This is a genomic window from Halomonas sp. S3-1-1, assembly GCF_023757625.1.
In the GTDB taxonomy this organism is placed as follows: Bacteria; Pseudomonadota; Gammaproteobacteria; order Pseudomonadales; family Halomonadaceae; genus Vreelandella.
The window spans coordinates 690,495-715,200 of sequence record NZ_JALGBZ010000002.1 but is presented as its reverse complement, the minus strand read 5'-3'; the positions used below and the strand labels follow the sequence as shown (position 1 = coordinate 715,200).

Genomic DNA, 24,706 nt, shown 5'->3' with positions numbered 1-24,706 from the left:
AGTAACGGAACAGAACGGGCTAGCCTACCGACTCCCGAATCACATCGGCGATATCCGTGGCAGCGGCGTCAGCGGTTTGGGCGTTCGTGGCTTCCACCATCACGCGAATCATCGGCTCAGTACCAGATTTACGCAGCAACACCCGGCCACTCTCCCCCAGCTTGGCTTCGACATCCGCCACGACTCGTTTGACCGCTGGCGTTTCAAGGGGGCTTATTTCACCAACGGGCCTGAAGCGCACGTTAATGAGCGTTTGTGGAAGCTTCTGCATGCCCTGCTTGGCATCGAACAGATTCATTTGTTGCCGCAGAAGGCAAGTAAGCACTCGCAGCGAGGCGATCACCGCATCGCCGGTAGAGGCATGGTCCAGGCTCAAAAGATGCCCGGAGCCTTCACCGCCCAGCCGCCACCCCGTCGCTTTTAGCTGCGCCATCACATAACGGTCGCCCACTTTGGCACGTTGAAAGGGTACACCTAACGCATGCAAGGCGTGCTCGAGGCCCAAGTTGCTCATTTGAGTACCCACGACCCCGCCCGTATAGCCCGCGGCTTGGGCATCTTTTGCCAATAGATACAAAAGCTCGTCACCATCTACCACCGTGCCGGTGTGGTCGACCATCATCAGGCGGTCGGCATCGCCATCCAGGGCGATACCCACATCGGCTTTGTGTTCGAGCACTGCAGCGCGCAGGCTCTGCATGGAGGTAGCGCCGCACCCGGCATTGATATTCACTCCGTTGGGCGTGTCGTGAATGCTGATCAACTCTGCGCCGAGTTCGCGGTAGACGGCGGGCGCTACCTTATAGGCGGCACCGTTAGCGCAGTCCACTACGATCTTCAAGCCGTTAAGACTCAGCGCGCCGGGCAGGTTTGCCTTGCAGTATTCTGTGTAGCGGCAGGCGGCATCATCGATACGCCGCGCCTTACCCAACTGGCTGGACTCCACGCAGGTCATATCACCTTCGAGCGCTACCTGTAGCCAGCGCTCGATCTCCTGCTCTTGGGCATCGGTCAGCTTGTTGCCGCCCTGAGCGAATATTTTGATGCCGTTATCGTAAAACGGGTTGTGCGAGGCGCTGATGACGACGCCCGCGTCGGCCCGAAACGTAGAGGTCAAATACGCCACGCCCGGAGTAGGCAGCGGGCCCACCAGGGCCACATTGACCCCGGCGGCGGAAAAGCCCGCCTCCAATGCGGACTCCAGCATATAGCCGCTGGCTCGCGTGTCCTTACCAATCAAAACCTCTTTAATACCTTCCGCGCCCAGCACCTGGCCTGCGGCCCACCCAAGCTTCATGGCAAAGCTGGGCGTCATTGGGAATTCGCCTACACGGCCGCGTACACCATCAGTGCCGAAGTATTGTCGCATGCTGGGGTACCTAAATGATTAGTCGTGAGTCGTGAGTCGTGAGTCGTGAGTCGTGAGTCGTGAGTCGTGAGTCGTGAGTCGTGAGTCGTGAGTCGTGAGTCGTGAGTCGTGAGTCGTGAGTCGTGAGTCGGCAGAGTATAAATTTTGCTCTGCGTGCACTAACAATGGATGAATAGTCTTTAGCGTGTAAGAACGTTTTCAGGCAAGAGTAAGTGGCTTGGGGGCGTCGGAAAGACGCCACATTGCACTACTCGACGGTGACGCTTTTGGCCAGATTACGGGGCTTATCGACATCCGTGCCTTTTACGAGCGCTACATGGTAGGAAAGCAGCTGGAGCGCCACGACGTGCAACACCGGCGAAAGCAGGCCGTAGTGCTCCGGCATCATTAGAACGTTGATACCTTCGGATGCCTGCACGGCGCTGTCACCATCGGCAAATACATACAGCTGGCCACCCCGGGCGCTGACCTCCCGCATGTTGGTCTTGAGCTTCTCTAGCATTTCATCATTAGGGGCGACGACCACTACGGGCATTTCAGAATCGACCAGTGCCAAGGGGCCGTGCTTGAGCTCCCCCGCCGTGTAGGCTTCTGCGTGAATGCAGGAGATCTCTTTCAGTTTCAGCGCACCTTCCAGCGCAATGGGGTAATGCCGACCGCGGCCCAGAAACAACGCATGATGCTTTTCGGCAAACTGCTTGGCCCAAGCTTCGATACCAGGTTCCAACGCCAGTACCTTATCGACCGCGATAGGCAGATGGCGTAGTTCGTCCAGGTAGGCTTTTTCGTCCTCGTTACCCAAGCGCTGATGGGCCTTGGTCAGCAGAAGCGTTAGCAGAAACAGCGCGCTCAGTTGGGTGGTAAACGCCTTGGTAGAGGCTACGTCGATTTCAGGGCCGGCACGGGTAATGAAGCGCAGCGTAGTTTCGAGAAAGATGGCGGATTCCGGCACGTTTCAAATAGACAGCGTGTGGCAATGCCCAAGCGATTTGGCATGTTGCCGACGTCACCCCATCTTCAGTAGCACCTGGATTTAGAGTCTGACGTTACTTTATCGTTTTTTAACACCAGTTGCTCGGCATAGGCGGAAGGCGTTAGCCCGCCAAGACTCTTCTTCGGTCTTTCTTCGTTATACTCCCGTCGCCACGCCTCAATGATGACCCTCGCGTGATGTAGGCTGGTGAACCAGTGCTCATTTAGACATTCGTCTCTAAAACGCCCGTTGAACGATTCGATGTAGGCGTTTTGATTGGGCTTTCCAGGTTCGATTAAAAACAGGGCAACACCACGTTGATGAGCCCACGTCAGCATGGCGCGTCCGCAGAACTCCTTTCCATTATCCGTACGAAGGGCACTTGGAAGGCTACGTTGTAGCGCTAGATGGTCCAGAATCCGTGTTAACGACAGCCCGTCAATGGCACGGTCAGGCACGATAGCCACGGCTTCATGGGTGGCGTCGTCGACAATGGTGAGGTTCTTGATCACTCTCCCTTCCGCCGCGCGGTCAAACACAAAATCCATTGACCAGACCTGATTGGCAGCACCAGGGCGGCCCAGGGGCTTGCGTTCAGACAGAAGAATCTTCTTACGCTTGCGTCGCTTTACCTGCAACCGAGCCGCCGCGTAGAGGCGCTCGACGCGCTTGTGATTGACTTGTTCACCGGCTTGACGCAGCTTCAGGTAGATCATGCCCGCGCCGTAACGACGATGCCGGTGTGCCAAGGCAATAATGCGTTCACGCAATGCCGCATTGCGGTCTGGGGCCGGTTGGTAGCGCAATGCACTGGCACTCATACGAATGACACGGAGCGCTCGACGCTCACTCAGGCCACGTGACACCATAAAATGCACCACGTCTCGACGTGCCAGGGCGCTCACCACTTTTTTCTCAGCGCCTCGCGAGTGACCTCCATCTCCAATAGCGACTCCGCGAGCAGCTTTTTCAGGCGTCCATTTTCGGCTTCGAGCTCTTTCAGTCGCTTGGAATCGGGGACGCTCATGCCACCAAACTTGCTGCGCCAAAGGTAATAACTGGCTTCCGAGAAGCCATGCCGACGACATAGCTCCTTGATGGGCAGTCCCGCCTCCGCTTCGCCCAAGAAGCCAATGATCTGTTCTTCGCTGAAACGCTTCTTCATGTCCAATCTCCTTAGCATAGGATTGGACTCTAAAGTGTAGCGCTACTCAATCTGGGGGTGACGTCGGATGCATCGGAGGCCGCGTAATGGCCATCGTCAGCAATGCCCAACATCAACGGCGAGCCTTCACGCGCGACCACTAGACAATCCGGCTCCTCTTCACTGATCACGGCAAGAGCAAACGCGCCTTTCAAGTAAGCCACTGCGCACTACACGGCAGAAAACAGATTTCCGTCGGTTCGCCAATCTGGCCTTTGAAACAGGCTTGAATCAGGTGGACGATGGTATCGGTATCAGTATCGGAGGTAAATTCTTAACCCAAGCTCTGGAGCTGCTCACGCAAGGCTTCATAGTTTTCAATAATGCCGTTATGTACTACCGCCAACCCTTCAGATATATGCGGATGCGCATTACGCTCCGCGGGCACTCCGTGGGTGGCTCATCGGGTATATGCGATACCCACGTTACCGTTAATACTCTCCTCTTCTACCTTGCCCGCAAGTTCTGCTACCCGCCCCTTGATATGAGCACCCTTAAGGCTGCCGTTTACCTCATCTGACAACAGAGCAAGCCCTGACGAATCATAGCCGCGATACTCCAAGGTGGATAACCCAGAGAGTAGAAAGTTAGTACATTCCTTTGCGCTGATCGCGCCGACAATCCCGCACATAGATAGTCCTGAAAATGATTAAAACCTTGTGACTAGTAGATATAAAAATACTACTAATCAAGAAATAGACTAATGATATCTCAAATATGTAGAACGTAAGCATGTTACGGTTCTATCCTAGAAATTCATTATTGACCAGCGAAAATATAATCTCTTTTATTATTTTATTTTATTGAGTTGTTGCAATGTCTTTTTTAACTTTTTATGGTAATGACGCATCTGGTAAAACTCTCGTCCTTTAGCAAAAAACAAGTCTATCCAAGGGGAGCCAGCAACTTTATCTTGGTGAATAAAAAAATGTGTCGGCGTACCATTAAAAGAACTGCAATAAATGTAGTTATTTCTTTTAATAAAATTTTGCAGAGTATCATAATGAGCAACATCGACTGACTCAACCACTAACAAAGGCTGATCTTTTTGAATCAAATCCTCAGCGCCTTCAAGAACCGCTAACTCCATACCTTCAACATCTATCTTTATAGCAGCCACTGGTGACTCAAAAACTTGGTCATCTAAACGAACAACGTCAATACCTATACTGCCTTCATCTAATAATTCCAGTGACTGTGATCCCAAGTTACTTTCATTCAATTCTTTTAGTTTAGCTTTAGATGGCCCTCTACCAACCCCACAAGGGAATACTTGAACCAGTTCAGCAATACCATTTAATTTGACACTATTACTTAAAGGCTGATGCAAACGCTTATTAGGCTCGTAGGCACGTACTTGACAACCTAAAACACAGGCAAAATAAAGAGTGTGGTTACCAATATTTGCACCTACATCTAAAACCAAATCCATCGGATTTAACCCAATGGACATCGCCTCAAGCATTTCAGCTTCGTAGGGCTTCGAATTTTTAGCGATAGACTTTTGGATATAGTCAGTTTTAAAGTCAGGCAGATCAATCTTAAAAACCTTACCGTTTGTATAGACTTCATGAATCGTAGAAGCTGGACTCAAGCCGAGTGGATCCTCCAAAGCTAAAAACTCGAAAGCACTTTCAACGTCCAAAGAATATCGGCTTTTAAATACGACCCGTACCGCTTGAGAGTCGTCTAATGAATTAGCTTTATATGATATACAGCTATAAACCCTGTCATCTTTACGGCCTTTTAACAGATGAATCTCATCAGGCTGTTCATTTTTAAAAGTAAGTATACACTGATTTCCTGAAACAGAGGAAATACATACTTTTTTATCTATAACTGAAATAGTTTTATCGCTAGGAAAATGCCATTGTAAAACTATATCGCGTGCACACTCATCAGTAAATTTAAAATAATCAGCAATATTTAAGCGCTTAGATTCCGTTAAAAAATCAAACTTTCTTATTTGTATTACGGGCTCTAGAACTTGAAGCTTAAGAGTAACACCAGGATTCACATCGGATTCACTAAACTCCATCACTTGCCAATTATTTAAACGATGCTCAAACTCCGTTGAATAACGGGCACCATTTATTAAAGGTACATTATGGCCCACCCGTCCACGCATATATTTCCGAACTGGGTCAGTATTTATATAATTGTATAAACCAGAATCAATTAACCAGTCCTCGCCCCAACCATAAACAGATATATGCCCTTCATCTTGCTGATGATGATAACGACTCAAGCATCCCAATTTCATAATAATATGAAAAGCCTGCTCGAAGCATTCTGTTTCCGGCCATCTATCACGGAAGACCGCATAGCCAGAATTTGCATACACTTTATTTAAAGCTGATGGTGTGCCACCCTTTTTCCCTTGTGTTAAAGCATAGAGAAAATGCTTATATTCAAGCGTATGACCAAACATTTGCCGATAAGCATCAGAGGTCGGTAACTGTTCGGTATCGCCTATAGGGGGGAGGCTGCCATCTGGGCGCAAAACATAGGTAATAAAACTCAAAGCCTTAGCAGAAAATTGCTCAAACTTATCGGCTAAGTCACCCAGCATATCTGCTGGGTAATCTTTAATAATTCCTATAAAAACCTTGAATACAAAAACATGATAGGCGGGGCTGTTTTCGACATGAACACCTTCTTCAGTGAATGCGAAATTCAGTTCACTAGTGATCCTACGGATAGCAATTTGCTGCCATTCATGCGCATTCTGCCCTTCAAACACAGTTCCAAGAAGTAACAACACACGCGCTTGCTCCAAGCCATGATTAGTATGCTCGGAATAGAAGCTATCTTTAGCTAGCCACTGGGCGTGTACTACTAGCGCATGTTCAACATATTTTAGAAAATCATCGTGTTGCTCAGCCCATTCAGAAGCATTTTCACGACAATAATAAACAAACAACACTAACTGCTCAGCACGTAACGCAGTAGCATGATCGTGCCAAATAAACTCAAAGGGATAACTAGTGTCAGTTTTAAGGTAGCTGTCAAGCCAAGACTGAATAGCTATCTTTGAAAAACTCAACACATCATCATCTTTAGAAGTACAGTGATAGGCTATCAGATAGGAAAGAAAAGAAAGCCAGTTAAGCCGCCATTGCCAGCTGCGGTTAGAAAGTGGGTTTTTCTCCCACCCTCCCCAATTAAAGAAGTCGATTGATGAGAAAGGTGCTAATTCAAGCTTTTTATTAACAAAAAGTGTTTTGCCTAACGCCGTGTTAGATGAATTATTTGAAACTTGCTCTAGCTTGAGTTTCACACAACTTATAAGCTCAGGAGAGCTTAATTTTTTTAAAATCATAGTAGCCTGATTAATTAAATGGTTCCTGAGCTTACGCTCATCACATGAAATCTTTAATTGATGTGGGCAAGTGACAAAGCGTATTTTATTTTATTTTGCTTTGTCCAATTTTCCCAATCAGTGACCTCACTCCAATTATATAAAAAAACAAAATCTAGCTTTGCTGCCGAAGCTGCTTGCCAATCATATTTACTATCGCCTAAAAATAGTGCAGGCTGCTGAATATTTCCTTTTTTAAGCTCTCGTGTGAGTATTTCATCCTTAGTATCAGGGCTACCAAAGATGCCGCCATCAAACAGCTCAGCTAGACCTCTAGCGGCAAATACTTTCCGCAGCTCTGCTTGGTCGCCGCCAGAAACGATGAGCCAACGCGCATTGGCGGTAATTGCACGTAGCGTTTGCAGCCTTTCAGCAATATCACAACCCATCAAGCCTTCATACACTTCTGCGGCATAGCGGTCTAACAGCTCATCTAAAGCGGGCCCCTTTTGGCCGGGTACAAGATTTTCGAGAAAATAAGCAAACTTTTTGTAGCGAGAGATACCACCATTCTGTATATGGTAATCGACTAACGCTTGGGCAGCTGCATTGCCATAAGGCAACGCAGCTTGATAAAAGGCCTGGCTTTTAACCTGATTGGAGTTTAGAACGACACCATCGCAATCAAAAACAAGGGTTTCATAAGCGTTAAATGTTAGCTTCATCCTAGCCCTGCCTTACGCATCGCCGCCTCTACTTTCGCTACGTCTTCTGGTACGTCTACCGCTAAGCTACCGGGCTTAGTTTCTACTAAACGAACTGTTTTACCCATCTCGAGGAAGCGCAAAATCTCAATATCTTCGTAGTATTCCAATTCACTTTTACGCCCAAACGCACGGAATGATGCTAGCTCTTCACGGGTAAACGCATATATGCATACTTGTTTTTTATACCGCAAAGGAGCGTATTTAGGATCTTTAAAACCTGGCAGAGCAACGCGAGACATATAAACAAGCTTGTTATCTTCAGTCGTAATGACCTTTGGGATATTTACGCTATGCGGGTCTTCCTCACCGGATACCCAGCTAAAACCATTAATAACATCTCCCATATTTTCAAGCTTTGTATCACGTACTTTTAAAATATCGGCGGGGTCTACAAGCGCTTCATCACCCTGTACGTTAATATAAATATCTGCTTCCACTTTTTCAGCCGCTTGAGCAAGCCGGTCTGTACCGGTCAAGGCATCATCGGTTGTCATTACCGCATTAAAACCAGCGTCTTCGACTGTCTTGGCAATCCGCTCGCTTTCAGTGGCGACGTATACATTCTCTTTACCCACCGCCTTAGCCGATAACTCGGCTACCCAAAGCACCATAGGTTTATTAATCAGGTTTACTAACGGCTTACCGGGGTAACGGCTAGAACCGTACCGAGCAGGTATCATTACAACACTACGCATAATACTTCTTCTCTTTGGACTTATAGGGCGTAAACGGATTCTGTGTGAAGGCCATAACGGGTAGGCGTAATGGCAACGAGGTCTACCGCTTGCTCAGTGGCCTGATACTGTTCAAAAATCTGGCGCATTTCCTGACTACGTGGATCGTCTGCACCGTAACCATCAAAGCCGGCCATAAATACCTTACTGGCGTTACCACTTGTGATTGCCGCAAGTGCATAGGCGACCACTAGCGAACTAGGTAAGCCACAATGCATCGAGCCAAATACAAACTTTTCTGGAACGATGTTGAGCCCAAAATCAAGTACTTCCTTACCAGCAAGCGCACTACGAACATCATTCGGTAACATAGAGAATGGAGTGATCAGTGGTTGAGGAAGTCGGGTATGCTCTGCACAATCTGCGAGAAGGCGGACAGGATGGCACGCAACACGTAGATCAATCAGTTCAGCATCTAAAGCACTCTGGGTATTTAATGCAATAACGACGGGTTTTGCCGTGCGAATATAACGTTCAAGAGCTTTTCGGTGACGCGCAACTCCAGGCCCAGCGCCCAATAATAATACGTTACAGCCTGAAAAAGCCGTTTTAGGTGACCAACTACCTTGCGCATCTACGCAATAAAAACGCCGTGCAGCATCTAACGTATTTACACTAAATTTTTTCCCGCCCTCAACCCGCAGATGTTCGATGACGGCGAGCACATCTTCTTCATCGTAGCGGGAGTCGCTGAGCATTTCTTGAATATAGGTGGGGTGAATGCCGTACTTACCCGCTAAGTAGTAGTAAGGGTTAGTACCCCAGCCGTAATGTTCTTGCATTGGCTTAAAGTGCTTACGCAGCAAAGCCATTAGCGGAACCATGCTTACCTGTTTATTACGGCGTTCGGTAATTTCAATGGCAAGCTCTTCTGTACGGGCATTGCCAGGACCTCGTCCCATACCTGTCACGGTTGCATCTACCCAGGTAACACCTTCATCGATAGCGCGCAGGGTATTTGAAAGCGCTAGGCCCAAGTTATCGTGGGTATGAATGCCCATGGGGCCATCCCATTCAGTCCGCATCCACTGAATAATTTGTGCTGCTTGGTCTGGGTTCATGCTGCCCATACTGTCAGCAAAGTAAAGCGCATCCAGGGGATAGGCTTTTGCCTCACGTGCCAAGGCTTTTACTTCTTCTTCGGTCCGGTCGGCAACCTGCATAAGGTTGAAGCCGACCATAAAACCACGCTTTTTAAGCCACGTAACGGCAGGTAGCGAACCAGCAAACTCATGAACGTGGCAGGCTATGCGTACCAGTTCCACGGGGGAATGAGCAGCATCATTGGGAAACAGGCGTTCTAACGCGTCAATTTGGGGCACTTCTCCCACAAGCTCGCTGCCATTGACCATCACGCCCACGGTAAGCCCATCTGGAATGGTTAGTCCTCGAATAAACTCATCAGTGGTAAAGGCACAAGGGCCTTGAAACCCTGTGTTTTTAAGCGAGCGTAAGCCTAACTCTACAATATCGACACCGGCTGAGTGCATGGCTTCTAAATATTCATGGATTAGCTCTTCAGAAAAATCCCATGAATTATAATACCCGCCATCACGTAGCGTGCAATCCAACTGCTTAATCATTGGTAACCTCATTATCTAAAATCATCTTAAACTCTTTTAGCACATCACCAGATCTTATCGAGTAGCTTTGCCTAGCCCAGTTTTCATTAGTTTTTTTAAAAATTGACGCATCTCTTCTTCGATCACTTTTTATAAAGTGTGTTTTGGGATGGATGTGTTCTAAATATTTTTCTTTAGCTGCATATGAACCATGTCCTATACCAACTGCTTTAGAAAACCTAGCAGGATACATTGAGTCAGTCAGAAAACCTGTCAAAAATGCATCTACAAATTGCGAATATTTTATCTTTTCAACCGAGGTTTGATTAATTAAGCTAATAAATTTTATACTTTTATCAGTTTCAAACGGCAACTGTATTCTTTGCAAAATGTCATTTTCTTTATCGGCATTCAAGCTAACATTTTCTCCTGAAATAGGAGAAGTAAAACCGTCGACCAATACAACAACCGAAGAAAAACGCCGCCTTAACTCGCTAACACAAAGTGCTATACCTTTTTCCTGCTCTTTCCATCGCCGTTTTTCTCCGCATATACCAACCCAAAAAACAAACTCCGACTTATTCAGTTCATGAAAAATCGACAATGAGTCTCTCTGAACAATATTTAATAGCATTTCATCAAATTTTGAAATATACTTTAACCTAGAATTAAAATAGCCGTCTATTTTAGATAACAAAGAATTAGGATAACCCAGTTTAATAATAAAACCATTTTTAATAAGGTATTTATTTACACTAGCCTCAGATGCAAAGTCCTTCCCCCGAACACCATTAAAAAAACCAAGAAAATCTAAATTTAAAAAATCTGCGCCATTAATTCTAATTGGCGTCACAGAGTATTTTTCTTTTATACTCATTTTTTCAAGATTTAACTTTAATGCTGGAACCATGTCGTAGAAATAGTGGTACGGTCGAGAATAAGACACCAACACGCCTATATATGAATTATTCTTAACTTCGCTTTTGGCTTTTAGATCAAGGCAGAAAGACTCTACCAACTTTAAAGGAAATGTTGCTGCATCAAATTTATAAACTAATGAAAACTTCCTGAAATAAATAGCTGAAACATTTAAATGTCTTTGTTCTAGCACGATTTCAATTTCTTGCTCTTCATTAAAGAAACATAAATAATTTGACTGGCTAATTAGAAAAGAGCTATCGCAAGTTAGTTTTTTATTATTAAAATTGAAACTTATACAATTTTTCATGTTGGCTTGACGATAAAAATCCAAAGGATCATGATAGTATAAAAATTCAATTAAAGTTAAAATTTCGCTTCTAACTTTAGAACCAAGCCATTCAATCTCTTTAATAGCGTCAAAAGTGTGTATTACTGCACACTTCTTAGATTTTTCCGAACCACCTGAAGTGTAAGATGAACAAATTTCATTAAGCGTTTTAAGCTGTTGTAAAAAGACATTTCTAGAAAAATGGAAGGGTTCTAACCCCCATTTATGATTTTTATCAACAATCAAATCACCTGAGTTATAATTAATAAACTTGGCATCAGGAATAGAGTTTGCGATTTCATCATACATAACTTCAAGCTGAGCATTAGTCTCATAAATAGCCTCTTCTGTATAACGATCTAATAGCTTATCAGCTCCATCTCCTTTTAGAGTCCAGTATACTTTATTAATAACTACTTTTTTTTCAAGCATAGACTCTTTAAGCAAATCACTCAACACCTCCAAACCTTTTTTCCAAAGTTTTAATTTTTCCTTTGAACTTGCTTTCAAAAAACTATAACTATTGGGCTGGTATAAAGCTTTTTTATATTCATTAGATACTGTATGGACAGAATCACCCCTAACTGAAATATTAAATCTTTCATCTATTAAATCTATAAGCAATATATCGAAATTATTTTTTTTTATTTCTTCTAAAACACTTTTCTCCATATCTGCACGTACCATTTTACGCTGCCAATTTGACTTTATTTCCGATAAAATCTTTTGATCAACGTGCGGCTTAGCACCCAATGAAGAAAAACTTGACCTAGCATGATATGCTATAATTTCAAAGTTGTTTTTTTCTGCAATTTCAAAAGGATCTCTCGATACACAGCTTCCTAATACAAAAACTTTTATTGGCAATTCCATAAAACACCTGAATAAATTAATTTTTTTCAATAACTGCCTTAGCAACCACATCTATACTAAAATTTTCACTCGCAAAGTTTTTTATATTGACCTGTTTATTTTTATCGTGTTTTATACCTTTTGAAGCTGCTTTAGCATTCAAATATACCCATTCCTTTGGATATATTTCATTCGAACCCACCCAAGGTAAAACTATTGGCTGACAACCAGCAGCAGCCCCTTCAGCAACAGCTAAATGAAAACTCTCATGATCACTAACTGATAGAATATAATCGACGCCAGAGTACCACTCGGGCATATCATTACCCTGAGGATCAAAGAAAACAGCATGTTTTAACAGTGGATCCTCATCCATTCGACAATACTGTTCTTCATACCACGCCATTTCTTCTGATCGATTTACCATCCACGGATAATCTTCTGGCCGCTTGCCTTTAATGCGTAACGTATAGCCTTCGTCTTCTTTACGTAGTTCTTTAAGTATATCCAGTGCAAGATCAAACCGCTTACTTTGCGGCACCATACCGACTAAGCCTAAAACTTTACCATTAGTCACTTTTCTAGGAACAGCCTGCATAGCCTCAACGTCGACCCCGTTATATATCACTATCCCATTTTTATTCAGTGCTGGATTGCGTTTTTGAGCATTACGGAGCATATGAGGGCCAACAAAAATCACAGTATTAAAAGCTTTAAATGGTACTTTATCAAATAAAGCGCTGCGTAACTCTTGGGCATGTAAACGTCCTACCAGCTTCTGCCCCTCTCGCTTATGCTTGCCGTACCACATGGCATTGCCCAGCATCCATTCACAGAAAACAGTATCTGCTTGGCGTACTAACCGCTTACTGGCTATTTCATTGTGCTGGTTGTGGCCTGTCCAGAAGTCGAGCAACAACCGAATACCCGCATCAGTGAAGTAAGGGTAGAAGGGTTTAATGAATTTGAGATCGTGCCCGGCAATAACAACTGTCTTTTTGGGTTCTACATTGGGTGCCTGTTCGTGAATCTGCGGCGGTTTGCGTAGAGCTAAGGCCGGCTGGTTTGCAGCTTCCTTCACAAAAGATTCAAGCGGGCTGCTTTCAGTAGCGCGCACTAACTGTAGGCCATCATTTACCGCTATGCCTTCTTGGGCAACCCCAGGCCATTGGCCTTCACCCAGCACGGCATCTCGGCTGAAACCAATACGCGTCTGGGGCGCATAGTAAGTAGTCCAAGCTAAGTCTTCCAGATCTTCTGATTCCAACTCTTCCAACGCCCGGGAGGTAGCCAATAGCCAAAGGGAATTGGTTTCCACGCGCTGCCCTTCTGGGCTGCCACATGCAATGCCCGCTGCTTCCAGCTGTGCTTGTGTGCCATGCTGCCACTGGCTCGCAAGAACACGCTGAGGGCGAAGGGTTTGTGACATCAGCTGCTGGGCGGCGGTTTCGGTAATTTCGTCCGTCACCAGCGCTATATCGGGCGGTTGCGGAGCATCTACCACTACGCCAGCAGTACGCAGCATTTGCGATAAGCGCAGCTCGGTAGTGTGAGCACGCATGATAGCTCGCGCACCTTTGAGTGCATTGCGCCAGCGGTAAGCCGGGTGATGCATCAAATTTTCCAGCGCTTGCGCCGCTTCGCTTTCTGTACGCACCACATGCCCTGCCCCTTCAAGGTAGCGGTTCATACCGAGCGCAGGGCCAGAAATTAGCGGTGAGCCACAGGCAACTGTCTCTACTACCCGGCGCGAGAACATGGTGGGTGAATCCAGCACCGAGTTCACATTGATTTGTACCGGGTGGGCTTTGTACGCCTGAATCATCTCTTCGTACGTTAAGCTACCGGCCACATAGCTACCCAACCCGCCCGGGTATTTGTACGGCGATTCCGGGTCATCGTGCTGGCGATCGTAAATGGTAAGGCCAAGCGGTGCTGCGGCACTCATGATCTTATCCATATACTCGGTACGCTCGGGGTAGCGCTTGCCGTAATAGGTTCCACCATAGGCGGCGGTAGGCTGCCATTCGCGCGTGGAAGGCAGCAGATTATGGATCTTGGGTGAAGCGTAGAACGGCGCGCTGCTGGCGGTCTGGGTTAGCGCCCCCGGCGTGGACAAGTAGGGAATGATACGGCGGCTATCGGTAGTAAATACGTGATCACACAATGAGGCCGCTTTACGAAAGCGATTAAAATGAACCGGGTCTTCCTTGTTCCAGAATAACGATGGTATAGCCTGGGCACGGCAATGCGCTAACAGTTCGCTTAAAGGCGCAAACTCTTCATCGCTGTAATAACCCACCTTGCGATGCCACTTCCAGTCGTTGCCTTTCCAGGCCGACTCTACAAACATTGCGTCTATCGGCTGCTTGGCTAACTCTTCCCGCCAGTTCTCAGGTGAAAGCGGCACTACCTTGACGGCACTGGCTAGCGTATCGGTAGTGAATTGATCAGCAATCAAGCCAAGTGTTAACTGTTCCAATCGCTTGGGAGAAGCCTGGTGCTCTGCTTCCGGTAAAACACGTTCGGCTGAACGTACAAGCTCCAGGCTTTCAGCATAAAGACGTGTAACGTGGTTCCAGGTACGCTCCTGCTCTATCCAGGCGCGAGCCGCAAGCCCGAAGCGCTGACGCTCCTGGGGGCTATCAATCAGTGATTTCAGTACGCGGCAAAGGTCTTCCGCGCTGTCTTTCTGGAATAGCCGCGCGCGTTCGTTATCCCCCGCCATGGTCTTGTGCGGGGAAACATCTGAAAGTACCACGGCCTTACCCATGGCCATGGCTTCAAGGGGTTTGAGCGGCGATACCATTTCGGTAACCGCTGAAGATAAGCGCGGAACCGGCATAATATCCATGCAGGAAAGATACTTTGGCACCGCATCAAACGGTACACGCCCAGTGAAGCGGCAGTGCTTTTCAATACCCAGCGCTTTGGCTTTCATTTTTACGGTATCAATTACCTTGCCATCGCCCACCAGTACAAAAATGAAGTCTTGGCCTATAGTCTTAAGCTGGGCCAGTGCTTCCAGCAATAGCTCCAGCCCTTCATAGGCAACTGCACTGCCTGCGTAACCAATAACCGGCACGCCTGTCTTGAGTTTCAGTTCTTTTATTACTTTGGCATCGGGGGCGATGGGCTTGAAACGTTCAGCATTTACCGCGTTGGGTACCACTACAATCCGTTCATGCGCTACCCCCCAGGATGCCAGTTCAGCGGCAAGCTCATTGGTTAACGTGATGACCAGATCCGCCTCACGAGCTGCCTGCTGCTCGAGTTCGCGCATCAGCTCGTAACGCTCAGAGCCCGCCCATTCAGGCTGTGTCGAGGCTTGAGTTACTTCCCAAAGGCCGCGCACTTCATATACGAACGGCAGCCCCAAGCGCCTGGCGGCCATGAGCGCAGGCAGCGCCGTAATATGATTAGAAGCAGCAACGATAACTTCTGCGCCGCTTGTTTGTGCTTCGCGCACGTAATGGTCGGCGGCTTCAGCTAAATAAAAGTCCAGCGGCGTCTTGGCCAGATTCCAACCGGCGCAGGCGGCATACGTAATACCTTCAACTTCCGCTTCGTGATACCCCTTGTTAAGCCCTTTAACGTTCGCATCCCACGGAAAGCCTGGGCGAGTGGTGGCACGCACCTGCCAGCCCGCCTGTTTTAAACCTACCGCTACGCCATGGGAACGGGTGGAGTATCCATTGGTCGCATGGGGTACCGACTGGTGAAGGCAATAAAGAAGATGGTACCGACGCGACATGAGGCCCGGATTCGGCTGCCGGGGTGGCAGTTTCCAACCGCCCTTGAGACGGGCAAGCCCGCCCACAAACTCTTGGAAATCGCGCTTGGTCTTATCGAACTTCTTACCGCTTTTTTGCAAGCTATCCAAGGCGTTTAATGTATCAGTAAGCTTACCGTGCGTATAAAACCATTGGCTGATAGTAGCATAGCCCACTTGGCTGACATCACTAGCCGTTTCTTTTGGGATATTACTGCTGTCTAAAGGCTCGTCTTTTTGGTTTTGAAAAACATCACTCATTACCCGTGTCGAATTCAGTAGTTTCACAGCGCCATAATCAATCGCAGCCGGCTTTTGGCCCTGTGCTAGCTGCTGGAGTATGCCATCAGCCAGCGCTGTGGGTTGATCAGGCGCCACAAATACAACCGCGTTTCCTTCCTGACACACTGCACGCAGTGCAGGCAAATCTGATAACACCAACCGTTTACCGTAAGCCAACGCTTCGGCAGCTTTCATGGGCGGTACCAGTTCACAAACCGATAACCGCTTACGCGGTATCACGATGGTATCTACCAACGCATAATAGTCAGCCACCTGCTCGTGAGGTACACGGCCTACTTGAATCAGCCACGAGGCATGTTCTTCAACCTCTAGTGGTGTTCTGGATTTACTGAGCGCTCGTGTGATTGGCTGGTCATCACCTACCAGCAACAGTTTGATCTTTTCGCCCTGCTGCACCAGTTCGGCACAGGCTTTCAACAGTACATCCAGGCCTTCGTAAGCATTGAAGCTGCCTACGTAACCAACCACTTTATCGCCCTGCTCAATTCCCAGCTTTGCTTTCAGGGCAGTATCAGCGAGTTTGGTTTCAGGTAGCTTGCTTACCCCGTTAGGTACTAAAGCGATATTTTCTGCATTGACGCCGCGCTTTATCAGCGCATCCAGCATGGGCTGGTTCAAGGTAAATACTTTTTCAGCCTGTTGGGCTACAAAGCTATCGCGCTCAGCTTCAGCTCTAAATTCTTGGGTATCTTTATACCCTGGCTGTCGGGCATCTTGAGAAAGCTCCCAGAAACCGCGCACTTCATTATAGAAAGGCAGGCCCAACCGTTTGGCGGCTACCCAAGCGGGCAACCCTACGATATAGTTCGAGGCCGCCAACACCACGCTGGGCCGATAAATTCTGAAAAGCTCGGTAAAGTATTCAACGCTTTGTTCTAGATGTTCGATTTCATTTTTAGGCTTTTCACCCGCCAACCAGCGCCGATGAATATAGCGAACCCCATCAATATTGACTTCCGCTTGGGTACCTTTTTTTCCTGCCTTAAGTTCCCATGGCCTGCCAGGCCTTACAAAACACAGCGTTTCCAAGCCGTGCTGGTTCAAGGCGTGTGCAATTCCTTGCGTTCTGATTGCATAGCCGTTGCTTGCATAGCTTTGCCCATGGCTAACCAAATAGGCTACTCGGCCTGGAAGGGGTATCTCAATTGCCGAAGCTTTTTGACTTGCAAGTTTTGTGGCGTAGGTCAGCAGTGCGTCCATGAAAATCCGGAAGTAGAAGTTAAGTGGCGAGTGGCGAGTGGCGAGTGGCGAGTGGCGAGTGGTAAATTTAGATGCTTTTATGGCAGGCCTATATACGTACTGTCCCCCCTCACTACTTGATACTTATGCTGCTAGCCGAGCAGGCCAACCGCATCGATCACCGTTTCTTTGTCGCGCACAACTTCTAGATGCTCGATGAAGGATTTATGTTTCACCAGTACACACACTACATCCGCTTGCGTCAGCGCTTCTTCCAGGGTCTTCAGTTCAACGTTGGGCTGCTGAAGGTCTTCAGGCAATGCTTCAACATTGGGTTCTACTACCTGTAGGCGGCAACCCAACTGAGCAATTTGCTTCGTAATACCTAACGCGGGGCTTTCGCGCAGGTCGTCGATATCCGGCTTGAAGGCAATACCAAGGCACGCTACCGTTAGGTCGCTGCGTTTGGCGTCCGGATGCTGCTGATGGTAGTACTCAAGCCCTTCTTTTACGCGGCCTAGTACCCACTGCGGTTTGGCATCGTTCACTTCACGCGCAGCGCGAATGATCTTGGCTTGCTCCGGGCAAGAATCCACGATGAACCATGGGTCTACCGCTATGCAGTGGCCGCCCACGCCTGCACCTGGGGTAAGAATGTTGACTCGCGGGTGGCGGTTGGCCAGCGCAATCAACTCCCATACGTTGATATCCAGCTCGTGGCAAATGGTCGAAAGCTCGTTAGCGAATGCAATGTTCACATCACGGAAGCTGTTTTCGGTCAGCTTGGCCATCTCCGCAGTCCGGGCGGTAGTAGTTACACATTCACCCTCGACAACGAGCTTATAAAGCTTGCTGGCTACCTCGGCACATTTGGGGGTCATACCACCGATCACGCGGTCGTTTTCTACCAGCTCGCGAATGACGTGGCCGGGCAGTACACGCTCAGGGCAGTGCGCAATGCGAATATCCGAGGCTTCGCCGTGGGTTTGTGGGAAGGTTAGGTCGGGCCGCGCTTCGGCCAGCCATTCGGCCATTTTTTCAGTAGCACCAATGGGGCTGGTGGATTCGAGCACTACGAGGTTGCCAGGCGTTAACACGGTCGCAAGAGACTTTGCCGCCGCTTCGATGTAGCTAAGGTCCGCTTTGTGATTTTGGCCATGCTCATCGGTGTGAAACGGCGTGGGTACTGCCACCATGAATGCATCAGCAGGCTCGGGTGTGGTAGTTGCGCGTAAGAAGCCCTGTGTTACCGCCGCTTGAACGATGATGTCCAGCTCAGGTTCTACAATATGGATCTCGCCATTATTAATGGTGTCTACCGCGTGCTGGTTGACATCTACACCAATGACGTTTTGCTTACGTGAGGCGAATACGGCGGCAGTGGGTAAACCAATGTAGCCCAAACCGATCATGGAGATAGTATCGAATTTCATGAGTTTATCCGTAAATAGTAATTAGTGAGCGCTTCGCTGTTAGGAGTAAGCGCACTTTGCGCTGGTGAAGGATTTCTCCTCGCTCTTGCTCTCTTACAGTTTATAGTGCAGCGAGAACGTCGCGAATGCGCCGGCACGCTTTGCCGTCGCCGTAAGGGTTGTGGGCATAGCTCATGGCGTTATACGCCTGGTCATCAGTCAATAGCGTGTTCAGCGCTTCGGTTATTCTGGTTACATCCGTACCTACCAACTTCACCGTGCCTGCTTCCAGCGCTTCTGGCCGCTCGGTCGTATCCCGCATTACCAGTACGGGTTTGCCCAGAGAAGGTGCTTCTTCCTGGATACCGCCGGAGTCCGTCAAGATAATGGCGGCGCGATTCATCAAATAAACGAAAGGAAGGTAATCCTGGGGTTCTATCAAGTGAACGTTGCTGACATCAGCCAACAAACGATTCACCGGCTCGCGTACATTGGGATTGAGGTGCATAGGATAAAGAATCTGGACATCAGGGTGGGCTTTTGCTGTTTCAGCCAATGCCTGACAAATGCGCTCGAACCCGCCACCAAAACTCTCCCGACGGTGGCCTGTTACCAGCACCAGCCTTTTACTGCTATCCAGCATGGGAAAGCGCTCAGCCAGCTGTGCAGTTAAAGTGGTATTGTTTTGCAGCTTTTCGACCACATCCAATAGCGCATCGATTACTGTATTGCCCGTTACGTGAACCGTTGCAGGATTGATACCTTCGGCCAGTAAGTTCTGCTTCGAGGTATTGGTAGGGGCAAAATGAACGGCTGCTAGCGCACCTGTTAATTTACGATTACCCTCTTCCGGCCAAGGCGAGTACAAATTACCGGTACGAAGACCTGCTTCTACATGCCCTACCGAAATTTGCTGATAGTAGCATGCCAACGTGGTAGCCAACGTGGTGGCGGTGTCACCATGCACCAGCACCATGTCGGGCTTAAACTCCTCCAAAACGGGTTTTAGACCTTGCAATATACCGCACGTTACATCGTTCAGGTCTTGGCCCGGTTTCATTATATTCAGGTCGTACTCTGGCGTTAATTCAAATAACTCCAGTACTTGGTCCAACATTTCACGATGCTGAGCCGTTACGCATACTCTGGCGTCAAAGCGTTCATCCACAGCCAGCTGAAGGGCCAGAGGTGCCATTTTAATAGCTTCAGGGCGAGTACCGAATACGGTTAATACTTTCACGGGGACTCCGGTTTAATCTTTTGATCCAACGTTTGGCACTCGAGCTCTTGGCAACGCCTGTAATATTTTTCTAATAACGCTTGGGTTTCTGCCAATTGGCGTGCGACTTTTTGAGGCTCTAAACTAATTCTTGTTATTTTTGGAGCATTGAATTTTTCAGGCTGATAACTTGCTACAATTGATCTACCCTCGTTTTTACCTAGCTGTAGATAGTGCAAGAGAGGATTAACACTTTTTTTTCTAACGTCTTTATGAGCTTTTAAATAGCCGGCAGTCGAAAACTGGTTCGAAGGGTCACGCATCATTTTCCAGCCATACTTGTAAAAGTGATGGGCAGGATTCATCTTCGACGCTTCTACATCCGGGTAATGCTCTAAATACCAGCTGGCATCAAATAGCGATGATGCCTCGATAAGCTGAACTGCTTCATTCGACGTCACTGCAACGCTCCTACCTTAGTTACTTCGCTATAATTTATAAATTCATAACAACTCACAAAAAATAAGGCGCGGCCGTAAAATAAAGCCCGCTTTGATCTTTAGCGGAAAGCTGCGGTCCATTTTTCATGGTCGGCCATTCGATCGCTAGTGTGGGGTCATCCCATTGAATGGAAACTTCATCACCCGGCGCGTAGTAATCGGTGCATTTGTACTGAAATTCGGCCTCGTCACTTGTCACGTAGAAACCGTGCGCGAACCCTGGTGGCACCCATAGCAGTTGCTGGTTTTTAGCGCTTAGCGTGGCCCCTACCCACTGCCCGAACGTAGGTGAGCTTTTACGCATATCCACTGCCACATCGAACACTTCGCCTTGTGTCACGCGCACCAGCTTGCCCTGGGGCTGATCCAATTGGTAGTGCAACCCACGCAACGTGCCTTTGGCGGATTTGCTGTGATTATCCTGCACGAACGCGTAGTGGCCGCAGTGTTCTTCGAATTCGTTCTGGCGGAAGGTTTCCATGAAGAAGCCGCGCTCGTCGCCGAAGACCTTCGGGGTGAGCAGCACGACATCCGGGATGGCAAGAGGCTGGTAGTGCATGTTTAGTGACTTCCTTTTTTGCCACGAACGCTCACTGAAGGCACGGAAACGAAAACATAAAAAATTTTGTCCGTGCTTTCCGTGTTTTCCGTGGCGAGTTGATTTCCATTGCCTGCTTACTTTTTCGTTTTCTGCTTGAGCAACCGCTGCAGGTACTGGCCGTATTGAGTTTTCGCCAGCGGCTTGGCCAGGCGTTCCAAATGATCGTCGCTGATCCAGCCGTTTTGCCAAGCGATCTCTTCCAGGCAGGCGATCTTGAGGCCCTGGCGATGTTCGATGGTCTGCACGTACTGGCTAGCTTCCAGCAGGCTGTCGTGAGTGCCGGTGTCCAGCCAGGCAAAGCCACGGCCCAAGCGCTCGACACGTAGGTCGCCGCGGTTTAGGTACGCGTTGTTGATGCTGGTAATTTCAAGCTCGCCGCGCTCAGACGGCTGCACGTTTTTGGCAATGTCGACCACATCGCTATCGTAGAAATAGAGCCCGGTCACTGCATAGGCGGACTTTGGTTTTTTAGGCTTTTCCTCGATCGAGATGGCCGCTCCCGCTTCATCGAACTCTACTACGCCGAAGCGTTCCGGGTCCTTGACCAGGTACCCGAATACGGTAGCACCACTGGGCTGTTCACTGGCGCGCTTTAACTGCTCGGAGAAGTGTTGACCGTGAAAGATATTGTCGCCCAGTACCAGGCAAACGGGGCTGTCGCCAATGAAATCTTCGCCAATGATGAAGGCCTCCGCCAGGCCGTTGGGGCTGGGTTGTTCGGCATACTCGAATGCCAAACCGAAGTCATCACCGCTGCCTAGTAGATTTTCGTACTGCGGCAGGTCTTCCGGGGTCGAAATAATCAGAATTTCACGAATGCCGGCCAGCATGAGTACCGAGATCGGGTAGTAGATCATCGGTTTGTCGTATACCGGAAGCAGCTGCTTGGAGACGCCGCGGGTGATGGGGTGCAGGCGTGTACCGGAACCGCCGGCCAGGATAATGCCTTTACGTTGTGTGCTTTGGCTCATGAAAAGCCTCTTCCTTAAGTTTTCGCCACGGACACACACTGAAAACACGGACAAGGGACAAAACCCTGTGTTTGTTGTTCAAGCTTGGGTGCCGCTGTATTTCATGGTCGGTTAATTCTCGATGTACTCTGTAAGCGTCAGCGCTAGCTGGTTTTGCCAGTGCGGTAGTGTGACACCTAAAGCGGCCTCGAGTTTAGTCAGGCGCATGCGAGAATTGAGCGGGCGCTTTGCCGGCGTTGGGTAATCGGCCGTGGGGATGCCGGCCGTGTGCTCGGCGGTGATTGCCAGTGCCTGCCCTGCTCTGGCAGCTTGATTGAAAATTTCGCAGGCAAAGCCGTACCAGCTGGTTTCACCCCGGGGGGCTAAGTGGTAGATGCCAGATGTCAAGTGAGGTGTGAGGTGTGAGGTGTGAGGTGTGAAAGCAAGCGCTGAGACTTGGGCGATCAGGCGGGCCGGGGTGGGCGCGCCTATTTGGTCATTTACTATGCTTAACGCCTCGCGTTCGAGGCCCAGCCGTAACATGGTGTTCATGAAGTTGTTGCCGCGGGCGGCGTATACCCAGCTGGTTCTAAAAATCAGATGGTTGGCGCCGCTTTCCACAATGGCGTTGTCGCCTTCCAGCTTGGTTTGGCCGTAGATGCTTAACGGGCCGGTAGGGCTGTCTTCTTGCCACGGGGCAGCGCCATTACCGGGGTACACGTAGTCGCTCGAGTAGTGCACCAACGTAATACCATGTTGGGCAGCGTAGCGGGCAAGCTGAGCGGGTAGCTCCGCGTTCAAGCGCCAGGCCTTCTCGGGTTCGCTTTCGGCTTTATCCACGGCGGTGTAAGCGGCGGCGTTGAGGATCAGGGCGGGCTGGTGCTCGGCCAAATATGCCTCGACGGCCGACGTATTGGCCAGATCGAGCTCCTCACGAGACGGCGCCAAAATGTTGCCAGAAATAGCGAACTGGCGCTGGAGCTCGAAGCCGACTTGGCCGTTACCGCCAGTGATCAAAATATTCATAAAAACCTTTATTCGCCACAGACACTCACGGAAAACACGGAAAAAACACAAGGTAAAAAAGCACGAATTCACTGCTTAGACGGCAATTCGCTTTATCCATGCTTTGGGATAAATGAAATTGATGAGTAATCCTACAGGCATCCCGGTAGCCTTTAGGTAGTTAATTAATTGAGGCTCAGTTGATGGTGGCAACTGTTGCTGTGCTTTCAGTTCAAGAATTACGCTATTTTCAACTATTAAATCGAGGCGATGTTCACCAACAAGATGTTGTTTATAGTAAATATTAACGGGCTTCTCTATCTGTACATTAAGACCCGAACCTTGCAGTTCAATAGCTAGAGATTTTTGGTAAACACTCTCAAGAAACCCCGGACCTAACTGCCTGTTGACCTCGTAAATCGCGCCCCTAATCCGGTAGGTTAGTGCTTCTTCTTTGAGCATACGCACCTCATCATACTAACTACTTTCGCTGACTGAATGCAGGGGCTAAGCTTCAAATAATCTTTGGGTTTGTCCGTGTTTTCAGTGAGCGTCCGTGGCTAATAGCCCTTACAAACTACCCAAGCGTTCACCTTGATAACTGCCGTCTTGTACGCGTTGCCACCAGATTGGGTTAGCAAGGTACCACTCTACGGTTTTGCGCAGGCCGGTTTCGAACGTTTCTTCTGGAATCCAGCCCAATTCGCGCTCGATCTTGCTGGCGTCGATGGCATAGCGTATGTCATGGCCGGGTCGGTCGGCGACGAAGGTGATCAGTTCTCTGTAAGTCGTGAGGGGTGAGCGCTGCGTTTGTAGGGAGTTAGCGCTATTCTCCTCACTTCTCCCCCCTAACTCCTTACCTGGCACCAACTCATCCAGTATGTCGCAAAGGGTTTCGACTACGTGCAAGTTCGTCTGCTCGTTGTGCCCGCCGATGTTGTAGGTTTCGCCTACCTGGCCTTGCGTGGCGACCTTGATAAGCGCGCGGGCGTGATCTTCCACATAGAGCCAGTCGCGAATTTGCTGACCGTCGCCATAAACGGGTAATGGTTTTCCCGCCAAGGCATTGAGAATCATCAACGGTATGAGCTTCTCGGGAAAGTGGTACGGGCCGTAGTTGTTGGAGCAGTTGGTAACCAACGTGGGCAAGCCATAGGTGCGCTGCCAAGCGCGCACCAGGTGATCTGAACTGGCCTTGCTGGCAGAATAGGGCGAGCTGGGGGCGTAGGGCGTTTGCTCGGTGAATAACGAACGGTGAGAGGTCACTGGTGAGGCGGTTTCCTCACTTCTTGCGCCTAGCGCCTCACTCTCAGCAAGGTCGCCGTATACCTCATCGGTGCTGATGTGGTGGAAGCGGAAGGCTTGCTTGCGCTCCCCCTCCAAGCCGTTCCAGTAGCAGCGAGCCGCTTCCAGCAGCACGGCGGTGCCGACTATGTTGGTCTGAATAAACTCGGCGGGGCCGTCGATAGAGCGGTCTACGTGGCTTTCGGCGGCCAAGTGCATCACGATATCGGGCTGGTGATTGGCTAGCAGCCGCTGCATGGCGGCGGCATCATTAATATCCGCCCGCTCGAAGGTGTAGCGCTCGTTGGCTTCCACGCTTGCCAGCGATTCCAGGTTACCGGCGTAGGTCAGCTTGTCCACGTTGATAACGCGGTGTGGCGTGTGCTGAATGAGTTCGCGCACCACGGCGGAACCAATGAAGCCCGCGCCGCCCGTAATCAAAAAAGTTTTGGTTTTCATAGGTTCTCTGG

General features: G+C 48.8%; 16 protein-coding genes and 1 pseudogene. All 17 read right to left on the bottom strand.

What is annotated here, in order from left to right; translation table 11 throughout:
• Positions 1–19: 19 nt before the first annotated feature.
• Positions 20–1,369 (bottom strand): phosphoglucosamine mutase, encoded by a 1,350-nt coding sequence (glmM, locus tag MQW23_RS08250; protein WP_252107380.1) that lies wholly within the window; start codon positions 1,367–1,369, stop codon positions 20–22.
• Positions 1,370–1,616: 247 nt separating this feature from the next.
• Positions 1,617–2,363 (bottom strand): annotated as a pseudogene (locus tag MQW23_RS08245) (SIS domain-containing protein); the annotation flags it as partial.
• Positions 2,364–2,386: 23 nt separating this feature from the next.
• Positions 2,387–3,507, bottom strand: a protein-coding gene (locus tag MQW23_RS08240; protein ID WP_252107379.1) for an IS3 family transposase whose coding sequence is annotated in 2 segments (ribosomal slippage) — positions 2,387–3,249 and positions 3,249–3,507 — 1,122 coding nt in all. Because the reading frame shifts where the segments join, the coding sequence is not laid out codon by codon here.
• 829 nt (positions 3,508–4,336) lie between these two features.
• Positions 4,337–6,868 carry an FkbM family methyltransferase gene (locus tag MQW23_RS08230; protein WP_252107377.1) on the bottom strand — a complete coding sequence of 844 codons (2,532 nt, stop codon included), beginning with the start codon at positions 6,866–6,868 and terminating at the stop codon, positions 4,337–4,339.
• A 53-nt stretch (positions 6,869–6,921) separates the two neighbouring features.
• The gene (locus MQW23_RS08225) at positions 6,922–7,572 is read right to left on the bottom strand and encodes an HAD family hydrolase (RefSeq protein WP_252107376.1); all 651 of its coding nucleotides are present in this window, start codon (positions 7,570–7,572) and stop codon (positions 6,922–6,924) included.
• On the bottom strand, positions 7,569–8,309 hold the full coding sequence (locus MQW23_RS08220; protein ID WP_252107375.1) for a 3-deoxy-manno-octulosonate cytidylyltransferase: 741 nt from the start codon (positions 8,307–8,309) through the stop codon (positions 7,569–7,571). Before MQW23_RS08220 ends, MQW23_RS08225 begins: the two co-directional genes overlap by 4 nt.
• A 20-nt stretch (positions 8,310–8,329) precedes the next feature.
• Complete coding sequence (locus tag MQW23_RS08215; RefSeq protein WP_252107374.1) at positions 8,330–9,931, bottom strand: aldolase catalytic domain-containing protein; 1,602 nt, start codon at positions 9,929–9,931, stop codon at positions 8,330–8,332.
• Positions 9,924–12,032 carry a DUF6270 domain-containing protein gene (locus tag MQW23_RS08210; protein ID WP_252107373.1) on the bottom strand — a complete coding sequence of 703 codons (2,109 nt, stop codon included), beginning with the start codon at positions 12,030–12,032 and terminating at the stop codon, positions 9,924–9,926. Before MQW23_RS08210 ends, MQW23_RS08215 begins: the two co-directional genes overlap by 8 nt.
• Before the next feature lie 16 nt (positions 12,033–12,048).
• The gene (locus MQW23_RS08205; protein WP_252107372.1) at positions 12,049–17,286 is read right to left on the bottom strand and encodes a glycosyltransferase; all 5,238 of its coding nucleotides are present in this window, start codon (positions 17,284–17,286) and stop codon (positions 12,049–12,051) included.
• Between the two features lie 131 nt (positions 17,287–17,417).
• Positions 17,418–18,698: a UDP-N-acetyl-D-mannosamine dehydrogenase gene (gene wecC, locus MQW23_RS08200; RefSeq protein WP_252107371.1), complete on the bottom strand. Its 1,281-nt coding sequence runs from the start codon at positions 18,696–18,698 to the stop codon at positions 17,418–17,420.
• A 100-nt stretch (positions 18,699–18,798) separates the two neighbouring features.
• Entirely contained in the window at positions 18,799–19,917 is a 1,119-nt protein-coding gene (gene wecB / locus MQW23_RS08195; protein WP_319022800.1) for a non-hydrolyzing UDP-N-acetylglucosamine 2-epimerase, read from the bottom strand.
• A complete protein-coding gene (locus MQW23_RS08190) occupies positions 19,914–20,357 on the bottom strand; it encodes a hypothetical protein (RefSeq protein ID WP_252107370.1) in 444 nt (147 codons plus the stop codon). Before MQW23_RS08190 ends, wecB begins: the two co-directional genes overlap by 4 nt.
• A gap of 52 nt (positions 20,358–20,409) precedes the next feature.
• Entirely contained in the window at positions 20,410–20,955 is a 546-nt protein-coding gene (gene rfbC / locus MQW23_RS08185) for a dTDP-4-dehydrorhamnose 3,5-epimerase (RefSeq protein WP_252107369.1), read from the bottom strand.
• Between the two features lie 116 nt (positions 20,956–21,071).
• The gene (rfbA, locus tag MQW23_RS08180; RefSeq protein ID WP_252107368.1) at positions 21,072–21,968 is read right to left on the bottom strand and encodes a glucose-1-phosphate thymidylyltransferase RfbA; all 897 of its coding nucleotides are present in this window, start codon (positions 21,966–21,968) and stop codon (positions 21,072–21,074) included.
• A 111-nt stretch (positions 21,969–22,079) separates the two neighbouring features.
• The gene (gene rfbD, locus MQW23_RS08175) at positions 22,080–22,973 is read right to left on the bottom strand and encodes a dTDP-4-dehydrorhamnose reductase (protein ID WP_252107367.1); all 894 of its coding nucleotides are present in this window, start codon (positions 22,971–22,973) and stop codon (positions 22,080–22,082) included.
• Between the two features lie 75 nt (positions 22,974–23,048).
• Positions 23,049–23,414: a GxxExxY protein gene (locus tag MQW23_RS08170; RefSeq protein ID WP_252107366.1), complete on the bottom strand. Its 366-nt coding sequence runs from the start codon at positions 23,412–23,414 to the stop codon at positions 23,049–23,051.
• Positions 23,415–23,522: 108 nt separating this feature from the next.
• On the bottom strand, positions 23,523–24,695 hold the full coding sequence (gene rfbB, locus MQW23_RS08165) for a dTDP-glucose 4,6-dehydratase (protein WP_252107365.1): 1,173 nt from the start codon (positions 24,693–24,695) through the stop codon (positions 23,523–23,525).
• Between the last annotated feature and the right edge of the window lie 11 nt (positions 24,696–24,706).